We start from the raw sequence: 15,546 nt of genomic DNA on the forward strand, positions 1-15,546 counted from the left end.
AGAGAATTGAAGAACAACTTGTGTGGATTTTTACTGGTTGATTAATCGAAATAATTTTCATTGATTGATTGGTTTAAATTACTCGAAGTTTATTTGAGCGAAATTTAAGTCAGTAATTGATGAGCCAGAATTGGTACCTTGTCTTTAAATAAGGTACAAAATGATTTTAACTGAAGAGTTTGATCATGGCTCAGATTGAACGCTGGCGGCAGGCTTAACACATGCAAGTCGAGCGGAGAGAGGTAGCTTGCTACTGATCTTAGCGGCGGACGGGTGAGTAATGCTTAGGAATCTGCCTATTAGTGGGGGACAACATTTCGAAAGGAATGCTAATACCGCATACGTCCTACGGGAGAAAGCAGGGGATCTTCGGACCTTGCGCTAATAGATGAGCCTAAGTCGGATTAGCTAGTTGGTGGGGTAAAGGCCTACCAAGGCGACGATCTGTAGCGGGTCTGAGAGGATGATCCGCCACACTGGGACTGAGACACGGCCCAGACTCCTACGGGAGGCAGCAGTGGGGAATATTGGACAATGGGCGCAAGCCTGATCCAGCCATGCCGCGTGTGTGAAGAAGGCCTTATGGTTGTAAAGCACTTTAAGCGAGGAGGAGGCTACTTTAGTTAATACCTAGAGATAGTGGACGTTACTCGCAGAATAAGCACCGGCTAACTCTGTGCCAGCAGCCGCGGTAATACAGAGGGTGCAAGCGTTAATCGGATTTACTGGGCGTAAAGCGCGCGTAGGCGGCTAATTAAGTCAAATGTGAAATCCCCGAGCTTAACTTGGGAATTGCATTCGATACTGGTTAGCTAGAGTGTGGGAGAGGATGGTAGAATTCCAGGTGTAGCGGTGAAATGCGTAGAGATCTGGAGGAATACCGATGGCGAAGGCAGCCATCTGGCCTAACACTGACGCTGAGGTGCGAAAGCATGGGGAGCAAACAGGATTAGATACCCTGGTAGTCCATGCCGTAAACGATGTCTACTAGCCGTTGGGGCCTTTGAGGCTTTAGTGGCGCAGCTAACGCGATAAGTAGACCGCCTGGGGAGTACGGTCGCAAGACTAAAACTCAAATGAATTGACGGGGGCCCGCACAAGCGGTGGAGCATGTGGTTTAATTCGATGCAACGCGAAGAACCTTACCTGGCCTTGACATAGTAAGAACTTTCCAGAGATGGATTGGTGCCTTCGGGAACTTACATACAGGTGCTGCATGGCTGTCGTCAGCTCGTGTCGTGAGATGTTGGGTTAAGTCCCGCAACGAGCGCAACCCTTTTCCTTATTTGCCAGCGAGTAATGTCGGGAACTTTAAGGATACTGCCAGTGACAAACTGGAGGAAGGCGGGGACGACGTCAAGTCATCATGGCCCTTACGGCCAGGGCTACACACGTGCTACAATGGTCGGTACAAAGGGTTGCTACCTAGCGATAGGATGCTAATCTCAAAAAGCCGATCGTAGTCCGGATTGGAGTCTGCAACTCGACTCCATGAAGTCGGAATCGCTAGTAATCGCGGATCAGAATGCCGCGGTGAATACGTTCCCGGGCCTTGTACACACCGCCCGTCACACCATGGGAGTTTGTTGCACCAGAAGTAGCTAGCCTAACTGCAAAGAGGGCGGTTACCACGGTGTGGCCGATGACTGGGGTGAAGTCGTAACAAGGTAGCCGTAGGGGAACCTGCGGCTGGATCACCTCCTTAACGAAAGATTGACGATTGGTAAGAATCCACAACAAGTTGTTCTTCATAGATGTATCTGAGGGTCTGTAGCTCAGTTGGTTAGAGCACACGCTTGATAAGCGTGGGGTCACAAGTTCAAGTCTTGTCAGACCCACCATGACTTTGACTGGTTGAAGTTATAGATAAAAGATACATGACTGATGATGTAAGCTGGGGACTTAGCTTAGTTGGTAGAGCGCCTGCTTTGCACGCAGGAGGTCAGGAGTTCGACTCTCCTAGTCTCCACCAGAACTTAAGAGAAGTTCGGATTACAGAAATTAGTAAATAGAGATTTCGGTCTTGGTTTATTAACTTCTGTGATTTAAGTATCACGGTATTAAGCATGACCTGACGAAGGCGTGTTTATTCATTAACAGATTGGCAAAATTGAGTCTGAAATAAATTGTTCACTCAAGAGTTTAGATTAAGCAATTAATCTAGATGAATTGAGAACTAGCAAATTAACTGAATCAAGCGTTTTGGTATATGAATTTAGATTGAAGCTGTACAGTGTTTAAGTACACAAACAACAGATAGTAGCGATGAAGAATCGCACGGACAACACTCACTTGTAGGTGTTGACGACTGTTTGGGGTTGTATAGTCAAGTAATTAAGTGCATGTGGTGGATGCCTTGGCAGTCAGAGGCGATGAAAGACGTGATAGCCTGCGAAAAGCTCCGGGGAGGCGGCAAATATCCTTTGATCCGGAGATTTCTGAATGGGGGAACCCACCTACTTTAAGGTAGGTATTGCAACATGAATACATAGTGTTGCAAGGCGAACGAGGGGAAGTGAAACATCTCAGTACCCTTAGGAAAAGAAATCAATTGAGATTCCCTCAGTAGCGGCGAGCGAACGGGGATCAGCCCATTAAGTTATGTGTGTTTTAGTGGAACGCTCTGGGAAGTGCGAACGTAGAGGGTGATATTCCCGTACACGAAAGGGCACACATAATGATGACGAGTAGGGCGAGGCACGTGAAACCTTGTCTGAATATGGGGGGACCATCCTCCAAGGCTAAATACTCCTGACTGACCGATAGTGAACCAGTACCGTGAGGGAAAGGCGAAAAGAACCCCTGTGAGGGGAGTGAAATAGATCCTGAAACCGCATGCATACAAGCAGTGGGAGCACCTTCGTGGTGTGACTGCGTACCTTTTGTATAATGGGTCAGCGACTTATATTCAGTAGCGAGGTTAACCGTATAGGGGAGCCGTAGAGAAATCGAGTCTTAATAGGGCGTTTAGTTGCTGGGTATAGACCCGAAACCAGGCGATCTATCCATGAGCAGGTTGAAGGTTGGGTAACACTAACTGGAGGACCGAACCCACTGTCGTTGAAAAGCCAGGGGATGACTTGTGGATAGGGGTGAAAGGCTAATCAAGCCTGGTGATAGCTGGTTCTCCCCGAAAGCTATTTAGGTAGCGCCTCGGACGAATACCATAGGGGGTAGAGCACTGTTTCGGCTAGGGGGTCATCCCGACTTACCAAACCGATGCAAACTCCGAATACCTATGAGTACTATCCGGGAGACAGACTGCGGGTGCTAACGTCCGTAGTCAAGAGGAAAACAATCCAGACCGCCAGCTAAGGCCCCAAAATCATAGTTAAGTGGGAAACGATGTGGGAAGGCATAGACAGCTAGGAGGTTGGCTTAGAAGCAGCCACCCTTTAAAGAAAGCGTAATAGCTCACTAGTCGAGTCGGCCTGCGCGGAAGATGTAACGGGGCTAAAACTATGTGCCGAAGCTGCGGATTTGACATTAGTCAAGTGGTAGGGGAGCGTTCTGTAAGCCGATGAAGGTGTATTGAGAAGTATGCTGGAGGTATCAGAAGTGCGAATGCTGACGTGAGTAACGACAAAACGGGTGAAAAACCCGTTCGCCGAAAGACCAAGGGTTCCAGTCCAACGTTAATCGGGGCTGGGTGAGTCGACCCCTAAGGCGAGGCCGAAAGGCGTAGTCGATGGGAAATTGGTTAATATTCCAATACTTCTGTGTAATGCGATGAGAGGACGGAGAAGGTTAAGTCAGCCTGGCGTTGGTTGTCCAGGTGGAAGGATGTAGGTATGTATCTTAGGCAAATCCGGGGTACTCTATACTGAGATCCGATAGCAAGCTGTACTTGTACAGTGAAGTGGCTGATACCATGCTTCCAGGAAAAGTCTCTAAGCTTCAGTTACACAGGAATCGTACCCGAAACCGACACAGGTGGTCAGGTCGAGTAGACCAAGGCGCTTGAGAGAACTCTGCTGAAGGAACTAGGCAAAATGGTACCGTAACTTCGGGAGAAGGTACGCTGTTGTTGGTGATGGAACTTGCTTCCTGAGCTGACGACAGCCGCAGAAACCAGGCCGCTGCAACTGTTTATTAAAAACATAGCACTCTGCAAACACGAAAGTGGACGTATAGGGTGTGATGCCTGCCCGGTGCTGGAAGGTTAATTGATGGGGTTAGCGTAAGCGAAGCTCTTGATCGAAGCCCCAGTAAACGGCGGCCGTAACTATAACGGTCCTAAGGTAGCGAAATTCCTTGTCGGGTAAGTTCCGACCTGCACGAATGGCATAATGATGGCGGCGCTGTCTCCAGCAGAGGCTCAGTGAAATCGAAATCGCTGTGAAGATGCAGTGTACCCGCGGCTAGACGGAAAGACCCCGTGAACCTTTACTGCAGCTTGACACTGAACTTTGACCTTACTTGTGTAGGATAGGTGGGAGGCTTTGAAGTTGGAACGCTAGTTCCAATGGAGCCGTCCTTGAAATACCACCCTGGTAATGTTGAGGTTCTAACTCTGTCCCGTTATCCGGGACGAGGACCGTGTCTGGTGGGTAGTTTGACTGGGGCGGTCTCCTCCTAAAGAGTAACGGAGGAGTACGAAGGTGCGCTCAGCGTGGTCGGAAATCACGCGTAGAGTATAAAGGCAAAAGCGCGCTTAACTGCGAGACCCACAAGTCGAGCAGGTACGAAAGTAGGTCTTAGTGATCCGGTGGTTCTGTATGGAAGGGCCATCGCTCAACGGATAAAAGGTACTCTGGGGATAACAGGCTGATACCGCCCAAGAGTTCATATCGACGGCGGTGTTTGGCACCTCGATGTCGGCTCATCTCATCCTGGGGCTGAAGCAGGTCCCAAGGGTATGGCTGTTCGCCATTTAAAGAGGTACGCGAGCTGGGTTTAGAACGTCGTGAGACAGTTCGGTCCCTATCTACCGTGGGCGCTGGAAATTTGAGAGGATCTGCTCCTAGTACGAGAGGACCAGAGTGGACGAACCTCTGGTGTACCGGTTGTGACGCCAGTCGCATCGCCGGGTAGCTATGTTCGGAAGGGATAACCGCTGAAAGCATCTAAGCGGGAAGCCTACCTCAAGATAAGATTTCCCTAGGAATTTATTCCTCTAAAGAGCCGTTCGAGACTAGGACGTTGATAGGTTGGATGTGGAAGCATAGTGATATGTGAAGCTGACCAATACTAATTGCTCGTGAGGCTTGACTATACAACACCCAAGCAGTTGTATATGAAGCATCAATCGATTCATAAACATGCAAAGCAACTTGATTTAGTTATACTACTAGCTAAAATGAACAACGAAAAATCAGACCAATCAGCCCATCTGTAAAGATTTGGAAAACGCAACGTATCACACAGTGAATAAAACGAAGCAAGTATCCATACCAGTTGTGCTGGCGACCATAGCAAGAGTGAACCACCTGATCCCTTCCCGAACTCAGAAGTGAAACCTCTTAGCGCTGATGGTAGTGTGGGGTTACCCATGTGAGAGTAAGTCATCGCCAGCTCATTATTCTAAACACCCCCGTTCTAATGAATGGGGGTGTTTTTTATTGTGATAAAAAAACTAAATCCCCGAGTAACTTTAGAATGAATTATGATATAAATCACATTATTTAAAATGATAATAAGAGTATTAATCATGAAATTTTCAGAATTTAAAATATTTTCCTTCATATTGTTTACAATACTCAGTTGTAGTTCTATATATGCTAATGAAACTGTGAAAAGTTTGTATAGTACAAAAGCCTTTTTAAATATTTGTGTAAGTTCTAGAGGAAACCCTGAATTAATAAATAAACAAGCAAAAAATATGGGATTTATCCAAATGCCTGATGAATATGCTGCACATTTTTTAAAAGATTATAATGGTCATGCATGGATGATAAGTTCCTCTGAAGGAAAATTTGTTATTACTCAACTCGATAATGGCGTATGTTCATTATTTATAAATAAAGGAAATTCAACTGAAATTCAGAAGAATTTAGAAAGCTGGTTACCTCCAGAATCTACGGGCCTAACTTACAAAAAAGAAGTATTTAAAGGTAAGAATTTGACCACGACAAATTATATTATTTCTAAAAATGGGAAGCCTTTAGAGACATGGATATATACTAGTTCATCTGAAAAGAATGCTTCATTAGTTGCGGTTATTTCCCATCAAATGAATTAATGAAAGCAAGTGGAAGTAGAGAAGAGCCAATTTAATTAATAAAGGGCTCTTCTAAAATTGATTATTTCAGTTGTCTACGCGCATGCTTTAGAGCAGTTCGAAGACCTTCTTCTAAAGTCGGGTGATAAAAGGGTTTCTCTAGAATATCATTTAGCGTTAATTCTTCACTGATTATCCAGCTTAATAAATGAGCCATATGTTCAGTTGCTTCTGTAAATAGCTCAGCACCGAGAAGCATTTGGCTTTCCCGTTCAATATAAACTTCAATAGCACCTTTATTTTTTCCAAGAACTATAGCTCTTCCTTGTCGTTCATAGGAGGCTTCGCCTGTAATAAAATCTATACTTTCATCTTTTAATTGCTTATAACTTTGACCTACGATCGCCATTTCAGGATGACTAAAGACAATTCCTAATGGAGTAAGCGTCTTAACTGAGTTTACCTGTGGATAATTTAAACAGTTATAAACAACTTTTTTACCTTCATGTGCTGCTTCATGTTGTAGTGGCGTTGAGGTGTAAGCGTCACCGACAACAAAAATTGGATATGTATCTAGCTGCTTAGTTTTAGCATTTACAGGTAATAACTTAATATCTTTGAATGAATTATCGATATTTTCTAGTTTTAAAGTATCAATTAAACTTGTACGGCCGGTTGCAGCTAAAACATATTCAACTTCGAGAGTTTTCTCTGTTTCATCAAGCTGGTAAGTTAATACAGCGTTTTCCTGACTGCATTTAACTTCACTCGGTAAAGTCTCGAATAGAATTGTTAATTCTTTTCCTAGCTCTTTTTGAGCAAGCTGTTGAAGTCTAGAACTAGTTAGAATTCCAATTCGTTTACTGCGAGCGAAGATAGTTGTTTCTACACCTAGGCGATGCATAGCTTGTGCGATCTCAAGAGCGATTACACCGCTACCAATTACAGCAATAGATTTAGGAAGTGTTTTTAACTCAAATATTTGGTCTGTTGTTATAAGCCGGTTTCCTAATTCTTGCTTCCAAGTTTGATCATAATTAGGGGTTGAACCAACCGCCAGAATAAAACTTTTTGATTTGTAATGTTTTCCGTTAACTTCTACAGTTTGTGCATCAATAAAATGTGCTTTGCCAGAAATTTTATGCTCAGTCGGCCATTGATCTACATCTTTTAAAGTTGCTTGTGTAAATCTGTCACGTAAAGTTTGTACATGCTGCATTACTTGATCAGTATTAATATTTGCAGATACATCTAAAGCAACCTCTTGAGCATTTTGAATGTCAAACATACGGTTTGCTGTAGAGATGAGAACTTTACTTGGCATACAGCCTACCCGGGCACAAGTAGTATCCCATGGTCCATCATTTATAATTAAAATATTGTTGGTATGTTTAACGGCTTCTTTGTATGCGCTAATACCAGCAGTACCTGCGCCAATGATAATAATATCGAACATTGTCATTAAGCTATTTTAATAGATATTTAGAATATATAGAAAAACCCTCTTAAACAGAGGGTTTCGTCCTAATTATTTAGCTTTAAAATGTAAATTTTTGCATAAAAGGTGTTTTTAGGGTTGTTGAAACAGTCCCATTTTGATTAATAGATTGACCTTCAATGCTTATCCCATTAATAACATGCTTAAAGTCTAATGTAGTTCCATTCAAGCTTTGTTTGAAAGTAAAAATATTTTGTCCTTCTAAATAAATACTACCATTAAATTTCTGTGCATTCGTTGTTGGTGATTCATTTTCAACTCGGCTTCCTTCAAGGCTAGTAATACTTGGTAGGCTCAATATTTGGTGATTATTAGCCATTACTTTATACGTCGCATTGTTCGTATTACCAGGAGTTGAGTTCACAACAAATGAAATTGGCTCTGCAAAAGGGACATTAGGATTGTCATTAATGAGTACGTTGAAACCAGAACCACCTTGAACTACACAGAGATCACCATCAATTGATGTATTATCTTTATAGACACTCATTGCACCCGTGGTTACTTCTTTTTCAGTTGGTTGGCCAGTCTCTGGATCTTGAACTAGAGCGGTTGTCGTAATTTTATAATCACTTGTGGCAGCATTAATTAATACGAATCTTTTTTGCTTGGTTTGTTCAAGTCCCCATGACTGTTGGAAAGGATAAGCAAACGCACCTGTAATAGTTACATCTTGAAAGTTTTTATCATTATTTTCATTTTCAAAAATATAAATTCTGGTATTTGATTGATAGTCCTGTAAGTTCGGAGATATATTGTCGTTTGCCAGTTTAATATTTTTTAAATCATCTGCTGTAATATCAAAATCCCAATCATTATATCCAGTGAGTAAAGTTTTTATTTCTTCCCCTTTAAATACATAGCAGGCGCGGTAGTCTGTAGTACTCTTGATAAAACATTTATCTCGATAGTGATCGGAGTACTTAGTTAGATCTACTTTTCGAATGTCTAAGGTTAACTTAAGTGGTCCTTGAGCGAAGGTATCTAGTGCATGATCAATATAACCTTTTGATAGCTTTTCATCATTAAGATCATAGGCACCAAATAGATATTTACCTTCTTGTTTTACATTATTTAAAACTAAGGTTGCTAACTCCTGATCTGGTGATGGAGTGGTTGGTGTTGTTGTAGAACCAGAATTTGAATTTTGATTATAGTAGCCATCATTGCCCCCCCCACCACAAGCTGTCAAAAAAGCAGCCAAAGTAACTCCACATACTCCTTGAGTAAGTTTCATGATTATCCCCATTAAAATGATAAGTTATTTAAAATAATTTTTTAGATTTATAAAATAACATATATTTCATGAGGTTGCTCATGATATTTATAGGCAGAGTAACTGATTAAATGCGTGTACCCATCGTTACTCCGACAGTAGGTTTTACCTGCATTGAGGAGCATGCGCTAATGATTAAACAGCTTAAAAGAATGAAAATAAATTTATTCATAGAAAATTAATAAATGAATCAAAAGATATAAATACTCTAAATTAATATTATTTTTAGTTCTGTTGAGTTCGTGCAGAGATATGCAAAATAATTTATCAAAAAACCCTACTTTAAAAAAGAAAATAGGGTTTTAAAGAGTGCCAATTTCTTAAACTTAGTCGTCTAATAAATCCATTTGTTTTGCTAATTGATATAGATTATTTGAACGGTTTCCTGTACGGCAGAACATGAGTACAGGTTTTGGCAATTCATTATAATGATTAGCAAAAGTACGTACATCTAGCTCAGTAATCTGTCCAGCTACAACAGGTTGATAAACATAGTCTAAGCCTACTTGACGTGCTGCTTCTTCAATCTGAGCGCTTGTAGGTTGTTCTGGGCCGCCTTCCATATCTGGTCGGTTATTAATAATAGATTTAAATCCTTTTTCTACAACTTGGCCAACGTGTTCTGGACCAATTTGACCTGCGAAACCAACATTATCTGACATTTCGTCACTCCAAAATTTAACAAAACCTCTTATGCTGTATCATAGCATTAAGCTTAACCTGAGATACAAGACACTAAAACGTTGTTCCTACATAGATAAAACTTATGTCATAGAACAGCTCTAGATTTTTAAAAGGCGATCAGGATGTTTTTTGTAAATTCATTACTTCGACCATAATGCCACGGAGCACATATGCACGCTTATACGGTTGAGCCTTTATATGTTCCATGTGATCAGGAAATGATCGCAGCTGACTTTTATATTCCAAAAACAAATAATAAATCTGCGGTAATTATCATGGCGCATGGTTTTGCCGGATTGCGTCAATTTAAACTTATTCAGTATGCCCAGCGATTTGCTCAAGCAGGTTACGCTGTTATTTTATTTGATTACAGATATTGGGGTGGCAGTACTGGCAAGCCTAGAGAAATGGTCTCCATCAATTCACAATTAGAAGATTGGAAGACAGTGATTCAGTATGCTTCGACTTGTAAACTCGTAGATAACCGAAGGATTGTGCTTTGGGGAACTTCTTTAAGTGGGGGATATGCACTAAGCCTGGCTTCTGAGTTAAAGAATATTCAAGCGGTTTTAGTACAAATTCCTTATGTAGATGGCGCTGAAACTGCCAAGCTCTATCCTTTGCAGCGCTATCCCCAAGCATTAAAGCTATCGAGTCAGGATTATATGGGATCAAAGATGGGGCTTAATCCAAAGAGATTACCTGTTGTTGATCAACATAACCTATGCTTTATGCCTACGGCTGATAGTTATTACGGCTATTTATCGATTGTAAATCCTGATTATTATTGGAGTGGGGAAGTTCCTGCTCGTGTCTTTTTTAATCTGATGCGATACCGTCCAATCCAAGTTGTGCGCCAGATTAATATTCCTGTTTTATTTATTGCTGCTCAAAAAGATTCGCTTATTCCTATTGAGTCAAGCCGTGAAGCTGCGACAAATATTGCGCCTTTTGTGAGTTATCATGAATGGGATATGAAACATTTTGATATCTATCACGGTTCATGGTTTGAAAAAGCAGTGACAACCCAATTAGAATTTTTACATCAGCATATAGGAGTGATGTAAATGATTATTGTATGTGCATCGTGTGGTGCTAAAAACCGAGTTCCGGAAGAAAAACTTCCAGAGCAACCAAGCTGTGGGCAATGTCATCAGCCATTACTACCGCTTGCACCTATTGAGCTAAATGAGCAAAATTTTAGTAACTACATCACGAATAGTGATTTACCTATTCTTATAGACTTATGGGCAGAATGGTGCGGACCTTGTAAAATGATGGCTCCACATTTTGCGCAGGTCGCAAAACAAAATCCAGGCGTTATCTTTGCCAAGATTAATACCGAAGAATCTCCTCGCTTGAGCCAAGCTTTTCATGTGAGAAGTATTCCGACACTTGTCTTAATGAATAAAACGACAGAGGTCGCGCGTATTAGCGGTGCATTACGTGCGCCTGAATTGCAACAGTGGCTCGATCAACAACTTCAAACGAATTTCGGGAGCTAAGGGGTCAGAAGCTTATACCAAACCAGAAGGAATTTTATCCTTACAAACGATTGCCATGCCAGCAGATACAAACTGGAGTGGTGATGTATTTGGTGGATGGATTGTGTCACAAATGGACTTAGCTGGAGCAATTCACGCAGAACGTTTCAGTCGTGGTCGCTGTGCTACGATTTCTATTAATCAAATGACCTTTTTGGTTCCGGTAAAAGTTGGCTTTGTCATTAGCTGCTATACCAAGATCTTAAAAGTTGGAAATACTTCTATTCAGATGCAAATTGAAGTTTGGGATAGTCATGATGACTCTCGTGAACCAATACGCATTACTGAAGGAGTCTTTACCTTTGTAGCAGTAGATGTAAAAGGTAATAAGCGTCAAATACCTGAAGAAGCGAGACAAAAGTTTTTGGAAACTCAATAAGAATCAGAAAGCCTGAATATCCGTATTCAGGCTTTAATCTTTATTCAAAAGAAAAATGAGTTTTTAGAAATTAAAACATCGTATTTGTATTTTTGCTTTGCTCAGGAATATTTTGTATCACATCCCAATGCTCTACGATTTTTCCATTTTCAACACGGAATATATCAACAATCGCTCTTCCTCGATCTTTTTCGTTTTCAGTGGAATGAACATGTAAAACGACAAGATTACCTTCAGCAATCGCACGTTTAATCTCATTTTTAGCTTGAGGATTCTTTTGGAATTTTTCAGTGAAGAAATTAACGAAAGGTGCTTTACCATCTGGCACATTAGGATTGTGCTGAATGTATTGTTGACCAATATAGCGGTCTGCATATTCTTTGACTTTATGTTTTAAAAACACACCTTCATAAAAGTCGGTCACTATTCTTTTGTTTTGAGCACTTACTTTATCAATAGCTTCTGATTTAGCTGAAGTTACTTTACTGGTTTTAATGCTGGGTTCAGTCGCGTGAGAACTTACAGTTGTAAATATTAAACTGGTAAATAAAGAGGAAAGAATTAATATTTTTTTCATTTTTAACCTCAAGATACAAAATATTAGTTTTATATCTTGAGGTAAATAACCGTCTAAAAATACTTTAGATTAGTTATTATTTCTTACGTTTAGGTAACCATGCCCAGAGCATTTGGCATTGAATTGGTTCATTGCCTGCATCATCAATCACAGTAACAGGAATCACAAGTTCGCCTTTCTCATTATCTGCAATAAACTTTTGTTGTTCAACAGACAATGTTGCTGTAGCAGTCAAACCGCCTTCAACCACTTTTAAATAATCTACATGTAATGATTTGATTAATAAAATTCGATTATCGGGAATATGTAAACCGGTTAGAAAACCTGTTGCAGTTTCTGCTAAAAGAGCCATAGCCGCAGCGTGGACGCCTTTAATATGATTCTGCATATTTTTTTGGTTATCTAAACGGACAGTAACGTGGTTTGAGTCTACTTCCAGATAGCGGATATTTGCTGTACCCACCATTGGTACGATACGACCAAACGCCTTGCTCCAAAGCGTGCTCCGAATGCCTTTAGGGAATTTTGAAGTTGCTTTTACCAGTTTTGATAGACGGTTGGATTGAGACATGGGATTACCTTAGCTTTAAATGGCCGACAAGATATTAATCTTTAAAGTTATTAAACTGTAATGGCACACCGAATTGTTGTTCACGTAAAAAAGTCATGACTTGTTGTAAGGTGTCACGCTTTTTATCAGTCACACGAATTTTGTCGCCTTGAATAGAAGATTGCACTTTAACGCCACTTTCTTTAATGGCTTTATTAATTTTTTTTGCAGTATCAGAGTCAAGACCATCTTTAAGTTTAATGACTTGTACAAAGTTTTTGCCTGAAGCCGCAGCTTTTTGTGGATCAAGTGCTTGAACATCAATTTTACGTTTATAAAAATGATTTTCTAACATGTTATAAACTTGTTCACACTGGAAATCACTTTCGGTACTGATTTTGATTTCTTTATTTTTTTCATTTAATTCGATAGAAACATCGTGACCACGGAAGTCAAAGCGTGTTGCAATCTCTTTTTGTGTGTTTTGTACAGCATGATTAACTTCAAATAACTCTAATTCAGAGACAATATCGAAAGAAGGCATAGTTTAGACCTTTACAAAGTGAAAGAATATTTGAGATGCTAAGAGGGTTTTCTTCATTTGCCAAGTGTTGTTTACATCAAAGGAGTGCACAATGATCCGTAAACAAGAAATTACAACATTTGAATTCCCAGAAAATGCTGTTATCTGGGATGTCCGTGATACTAATGCTTATGCAGAAGGGCATGTTAAAGGTGCGGTGAATCGCCCAATTAATGATTTGAATGCTGATATTTTGAACCAGGTCTCTGCGGGTCAGCCGATTTATATTTTATGTGGTGGTGGTAGCAAAGCTCCTCGTGCAGCTGAGAAACTAGAAGGATTGGATGCCTCGCGTGAATATGTCGTGCTGATGGGCGGGACACGTGCAGCTCGTGATGCTGGCTTGCCTCTAGAGCAGGGCGCATAAAAAAAGCACCTTCGGGTGCTTTTTTATTGAAATGAATTATTGCGGTTTAAAATAAGGCTTTTTAGGTTTCACTTTCTTTTGGAACCGTTGAGGATTCAATTTTTGTAATAGGCGGTCTGGTACTGGACAAGCTTCTCCTAATATTTGAGCAACTAAGATTTCACTGCATAGCGGGGCAAATAAGAAGCCTTTAGAGCCAAGCCCAGCAAAAGTAGCAATTCGGCTATTATCCTGCATTTTTCCAACTAGAGGAAAATAATCCAAGCTTTGTGCCCGTATAGATGCACGCCCTTGCCATGCCGAAGTTGATGGTAACTTTTCAGCATATTCAGGGAATACACTGTGGATTAATTCAAAGTTATGCACATGGTCTTCGGGAAGTACATCTTGATCTTCACGATTTGGGTAGAAAGACGCGCCTAAAATCATCTGTGAGGCGTCAAGTTGCATGCAATAGCCGCCATAGCTATAAGCTTCATTTAAAGGCAGAGGAGCAAACGTATTATCAACCCAGCTCACTTGTCCACGTATTGGTTTTAACTGCGGATAGCTGTCAAATAAGGCAGCACTTTCTCGAGCACAGCACACAACGACATGATCTGCTTCTGCAATAATTTGATTATTGGTTTGCAATTGAACTTTATTTTCAGAAGAAACAAGTGCTGTGACATGGGCAATTTTGAGATTGATATATGGATGCTGCAAAATTTCATCACGTAATTGATGTGGTGAAACGGAACCAGCCTCAGTTAGTAATATGCTTGAGTAATCAGTTTCAAGTGAGTTCGCTGAGTTAGTAACAACTTGAGCTGGATACTGATTTACCAAATCGAGAAGTTCATCTGCATTTTTCAATGCAATTTGTTGAATTTGAAGTGGACGGAATGCTTTGAAATTTTTATAAAAATTTAAAGCATGTTGCCAACTTAAGGTCATGAGATGTTCATGACTTTGTTCAATTGGGCATAGTTTCGGATTAAGTAATGCCAAAGGGTTTCCAGAGGCACCCGATAATGCATTGTTTTGCTCGTATAAGGTCACTTGGTGGCCACGTGTTGCAAATGCCCACGCCGTGCTTAAACCTGCTACACCAGCCCCTATAATCGCAATATGCTGTTGCTCTGTAGCCAATGCGTGAGTTTGATCTAATTCTAAGGAATCTTCATCAGATTCAGGTAGACTCCAGACCGCTTTGAGCATTTCTCGTTTATGCCCAAAACCACGTGGACGAGAAATATCTATACCATGTGCTTTTAGTCCACGTTTTAGAATGCCAGCAACACTAAAAGAGGCAAATGTGGTGCCATAATCTGAAAGACGGACAATATTGTTTAAAACATTTTGTTCCCACATGTCTGGGTTGCAAGACGGTGCAAAGCCATCTAAAAACCAGGCATTCACAGCTTTAGTTTTAGCCATGCTTGGAAAAATTTCTTGCGCATCTCCAAGCCATAAATCGATGCTAAAACGTTCTTTAGGGAAAGTTAAACGATGACATCCTGCAATAGGCAGGGGATATTGTTCAATTAACTGCTCTGCAAGCGGTTTAAGTTCATCCCAGACATTTAAAGCGCGAATAAGATCAGCTTTACTTAATGGAAATTTTTCTATGCTAATTGCATGTAAATGGCTTTGATTATCAGGACGAACTTGCTGCCAAAGTTGCCAGAGTGCAAGAATATTTAAACCTGTACCAAAACCAGTTTCTCCTACACTGAAATATTCAAAATCTTTTAAATTGGCTAATCGTTCTGATAAGTCATTACCATTTAGAAAAACATGTCGTGTTTCAAGTAGGCCATTATCTTTAGAAAAGTAGACATCACCAAATTGTTTAGAAATGGGAATCTCGATACCATCGACAAATTCCCAGTCCAGCTCTGCTGTTTGGATACGGTTTGATACGTTCATTGAATTTAATAGATCGC

12 protein-coding genes, 2 tRNA genes and 3 rRNA genes are annotated in these 15,546 nt (G+C 40.8%); 10 read left to right on the top strand and 7 right to left on the bottom strand.

Annotation, left to right across the window (positions count from 1 at the left end):
- Nucleotides 1-167 precede the first annotated feature (167 nt).
- The 6 genes from J655_RS16010 (at nt 168) to J655_RS25760 (ending at nt 6,181) form a co-directional block, all read left to right on the top strand.
- Nucleotides 168-1,705, top strand: a 16S ribosomal RNA gene (locus tag J655_RS16010).
- Nucleotides 1,706-1,764: 59 nt separating this feature from the next.
- A tRNA-Ile gene (locus J655_RS16015) sits at nt 1,765-1,841 on the top strand.
- A 55-nt stretch (nt 1,842-1,896) separates the two neighbouring features.
- Nucleotides 1,897-1,972: transfer RNA gene (locus tag J655_RS16020), tRNA-Ala, on the top strand.
- A 352-nt stretch (nt 1,973-2,324) separates the two neighbouring features.
- Nucleotides 2,325-5,215, top strand: a 23S ribosomal RNA gene (locus J655_RS16025).
- Nucleotides 5,216-5,401: 186 nt separating this feature from the next.
- A 5S ribosomal RNA gene (rrf, locus tag J655_RS16030) occupies nt 5,402-5,516 on the top strand.
- The 16S, 23S and 5S rRNA genes sit together here with 2 tRNA genes alongside, the layout of an rRNA operon.
- A 134-nt stretch (nt 5,517-5,650) precedes the next feature.
- Nucleotides 5,651-6,181, top strand: a complete 531-nt coding sequence (locus tag J655_RS25760) for an NMCC_0638 family (lipo)protein (protein ID WP_017482217.1) — start codon at nt 5,651-5,653, stop codon at nt 6,179-6,181.
- 61 nt (nt 6,182-6,242) lie between these two features.
- On the opposite strand, the gene J655_RS16040 is transcribed toward J655_RS25760, so the two are convergent.
- The 3 genes from J655_RS16040 to J655_RS16050 form a co-directional block, all read right to left on the bottom strand.
- Nucleotides 6,243-7,616, bottom strand: a complete 1,374-nt coding sequence (locus tag J655_RS16040; RefSeq protein ID WP_017482216.1) for a dihydrolipoyl dehydrogenase — start codon at nt 7,614-7,616, stop codon at nt 6,243-6,245.
- An 82-nt stretch (nt 7,617-7,698) separates the two neighbouring features.
- The gene (locus tag J655_RS16045; protein WP_017482215.1) at nt 7,699-8,895 is read right to left on the bottom strand and encodes a hypothetical protein; all 1,197 of its coding nucleotides are present in this window, start codon (nt 8,893-8,895) and stop codon (nt 7,699-7,701) included.
- A gap of 365 nt (nt 8,896-9,260) precedes the next feature.
- On the bottom strand, nt 9,261-9,596 hold the full coding sequence (locus J655_RS16050; RefSeq protein WP_002116083.1) for a TIGR01244 family sulfur transferase: 336 nt from the start codon (nt 9,594-9,596) through the stop codon (nt 9,261-9,263).
- Nucleotides 9,597-9,788: 192 nt separating this feature from the next.
- Between J655_RS16050 and J655_RS16055 the strand changes: the two genes are divergently transcribed.
- From J655_RS16055 to J655_RS16065, 3 genes are read left to right on the top strand one after another with little or no spacing between them, the layout of a single operon-like run.
- On the top strand, nt 9,789-10,685 hold the full coding sequence (locus tag J655_RS16055) for an alpha/beta hydrolase (protein ID WP_005064153.1): 897 nt from the start codon (nt 9,789-9,791) through the stop codon (nt 10,683-10,685).
- Complete coding sequence (gene trxC / locus J655_RS16060) at nt 10,686-11,123, top strand: thioredoxin TrxC (protein WP_005050212.1); 438 nt, start codon at nt 10,686-10,688, stop codon at nt 11,121-11,123.
- A 55-nt stretch (nt 11,124-11,178) separates the two neighbouring features.
- A complete protein-coding gene (locus J655_RS16065; protein ID WP_050675388.1) occupies nt 11,179-11,541 on the top strand; it encodes an acyl-CoA thioesterase in 363 nt (120 codons plus the stop codon).
- Nucleotides 11,542-11,611: 70 nt separating this feature from the next.
- On the opposite strand, the gene J655_RS16070 is transcribed toward J655_RS16065, so the two are convergent.
- The 3 genes from J655_RS16070 to J655_RS16080 all read right to left on the bottom strand — a co-directional run bounded on the left by J655_RS16070 (nt 11,612) and on the right by J655_RS16080 (nt 13,212).
- Entirely contained in the window at nt 11,612-12,118 is a 507-nt protein-coding gene (locus J655_RS16070) for an ester cyclase (RefSeq protein ID WP_032007401.1), read from the bottom strand.
- A 76-nt stretch (nt 12,119-12,194) separates the two neighbouring features.
- Nucleotides 12,195-12,689 (bottom strand): DUF4442 domain-containing protein, encoded by a 495-nt coding sequence (locus J655_RS16075; protein WP_014207651.1) that lies wholly within the window; start codon nt 12,687-12,689, stop codon nt 12,195-12,197.
- A gap of 34 nt (nt 12,690-12,723) precedes the next feature.
- A complete protein-coding gene (locus J655_RS16080; protein WP_002051423.1) occupies nt 12,724-13,212 on the bottom strand; it encodes a YajQ family cyclic di-GMP-binding protein in 489 nt (162 codons plus the stop codon).
- Between the two features lie 91 nt (nt 13,213-13,303).
- Here J655_RS16080 and J655_RS16085 point away from each other — a divergent pair, with 91 nt between their 5' ends.
- Nucleotides 13,304-13,618 carry a rhodanese-like domain-containing protein gene (locus J655_RS16085; RefSeq protein ID WP_002116171.1) on the top strand — a complete coding sequence of 105 codons (315 nt, stop codon included), beginning with the start codon at nt 13,304-13,306 and terminating at the stop codon, nt 13,616-13,618.
- A gap of 36 nt (nt 13,619-13,654) precedes the next feature.
- On the opposite strand, the gene mnmC is transcribed toward J655_RS16085, so the two are convergent.
- A complete protein-coding gene (gene mnmC, locus J655_RS16090) occupies nt 13,655-15,529 on the bottom strand; it encodes an FAD-dependent 5-carboxymethylaminomethyl-2-thiouridine(34) oxidoreductase MnmC (protein WP_014207650.1) in 1,875 nt (624 codons plus the stop codon).
- Between the last annotated feature and the right edge of the window lie 17 nt (nt 15,530-15,546).

Origin of the sequence: Acinetobacter sp. 1294243 (genome assembly GCF_000588015.1) — a bacterium.
GTDB lineage: Bacteria > Pseudomonadota > Gammaproteobacteria > Pseudomonadales > Moraxellaceae > Acinetobacter > Acinetobacter pittii.

Excerpts from the sequence above, each read along its gene's own strand:
- J655_RS25760 (WP_017482217.1), top strand. The coding sequence starts at position 5,651 with ATGAAATTTTCAGAATTTAAAATATTTTCCTTCATATTGTTTACAATA.
- J655_RS16040 (WP_017482216.1), bottom strand. The coding sequence starts at position 7,616 with ATGTTCGATATTATTATCATTGGCGCAGGTACTGCTGGTATTAGCGCA.
- J655_RS16045 (WP_017482215.1), bottom strand. The coding sequence starts at position 8,895 with ATGAAACTTACTCAAGGAGTATGTGGAGTTACTTTGGCTGCTTTTTTG.
- J655_RS16050 (WP_002116083.1), bottom strand. The coding sequence starts at position 9,596 with ATGTCAGATAATGTTGGTTTCGCAGGTCAAATTGGTCCAGAACACGTT.
- J655_RS16055 (WP_005064153.1), top strand. The coding sequence starts at position 9,789 with ATGCACGCTTATACGGTTGAGCCTTTATATGTTCCATGTGATCAGGAA.
- trxC (WP_005050212.1), top strand. The coding sequence starts at position 10,686 with ATGATTATTGTATGTGCATCGTGTGGTGCTAAAAACCGAGTTCCGGAA.
- J655_RS16065 (WP_050675388.1), top strand. The coding sequence starts at position 11,179 with ATGCCAGCAGATACAAACTGGAGTGGTGATGTATTTGGTGGATGGATT.
- J655_RS16070 (WP_032007401.1), bottom strand. The coding sequence starts at position 12,118 with ATGAAAAAAATATTAATTCTTTCCTCTTTATTTACCAGTTTAATATTT.
- J655_RS16075 (WP_014207651.1), bottom strand. The coding sequence starts at position 12,689 with ATGTCTCAATCCAACCGTCTATCAAAACTGGTAAAAGCAACTTCAAAA.
- J655_RS16080 (WP_002051423.1), bottom strand. The coding sequence starts at position 13,212 with ATGCCTTCTTTCGATATTGTCTCTGAATTAGAGTTATTTGAAGTTAAT.
- J655_RS16085 (WP_002116171.1), top strand. The coding sequence starts at position 13,304 with ATGATCCGTAAACAAGAAATTACAACATTTGAATTCCCAGAAAATGCT.
- mnmC (WP_014207650.1), bottom strand. The coding sequence starts at position 15,529 with ATGAACGTATCAAACCGTATCCAAACAGCAGAGCTGGACTGGGAATTT.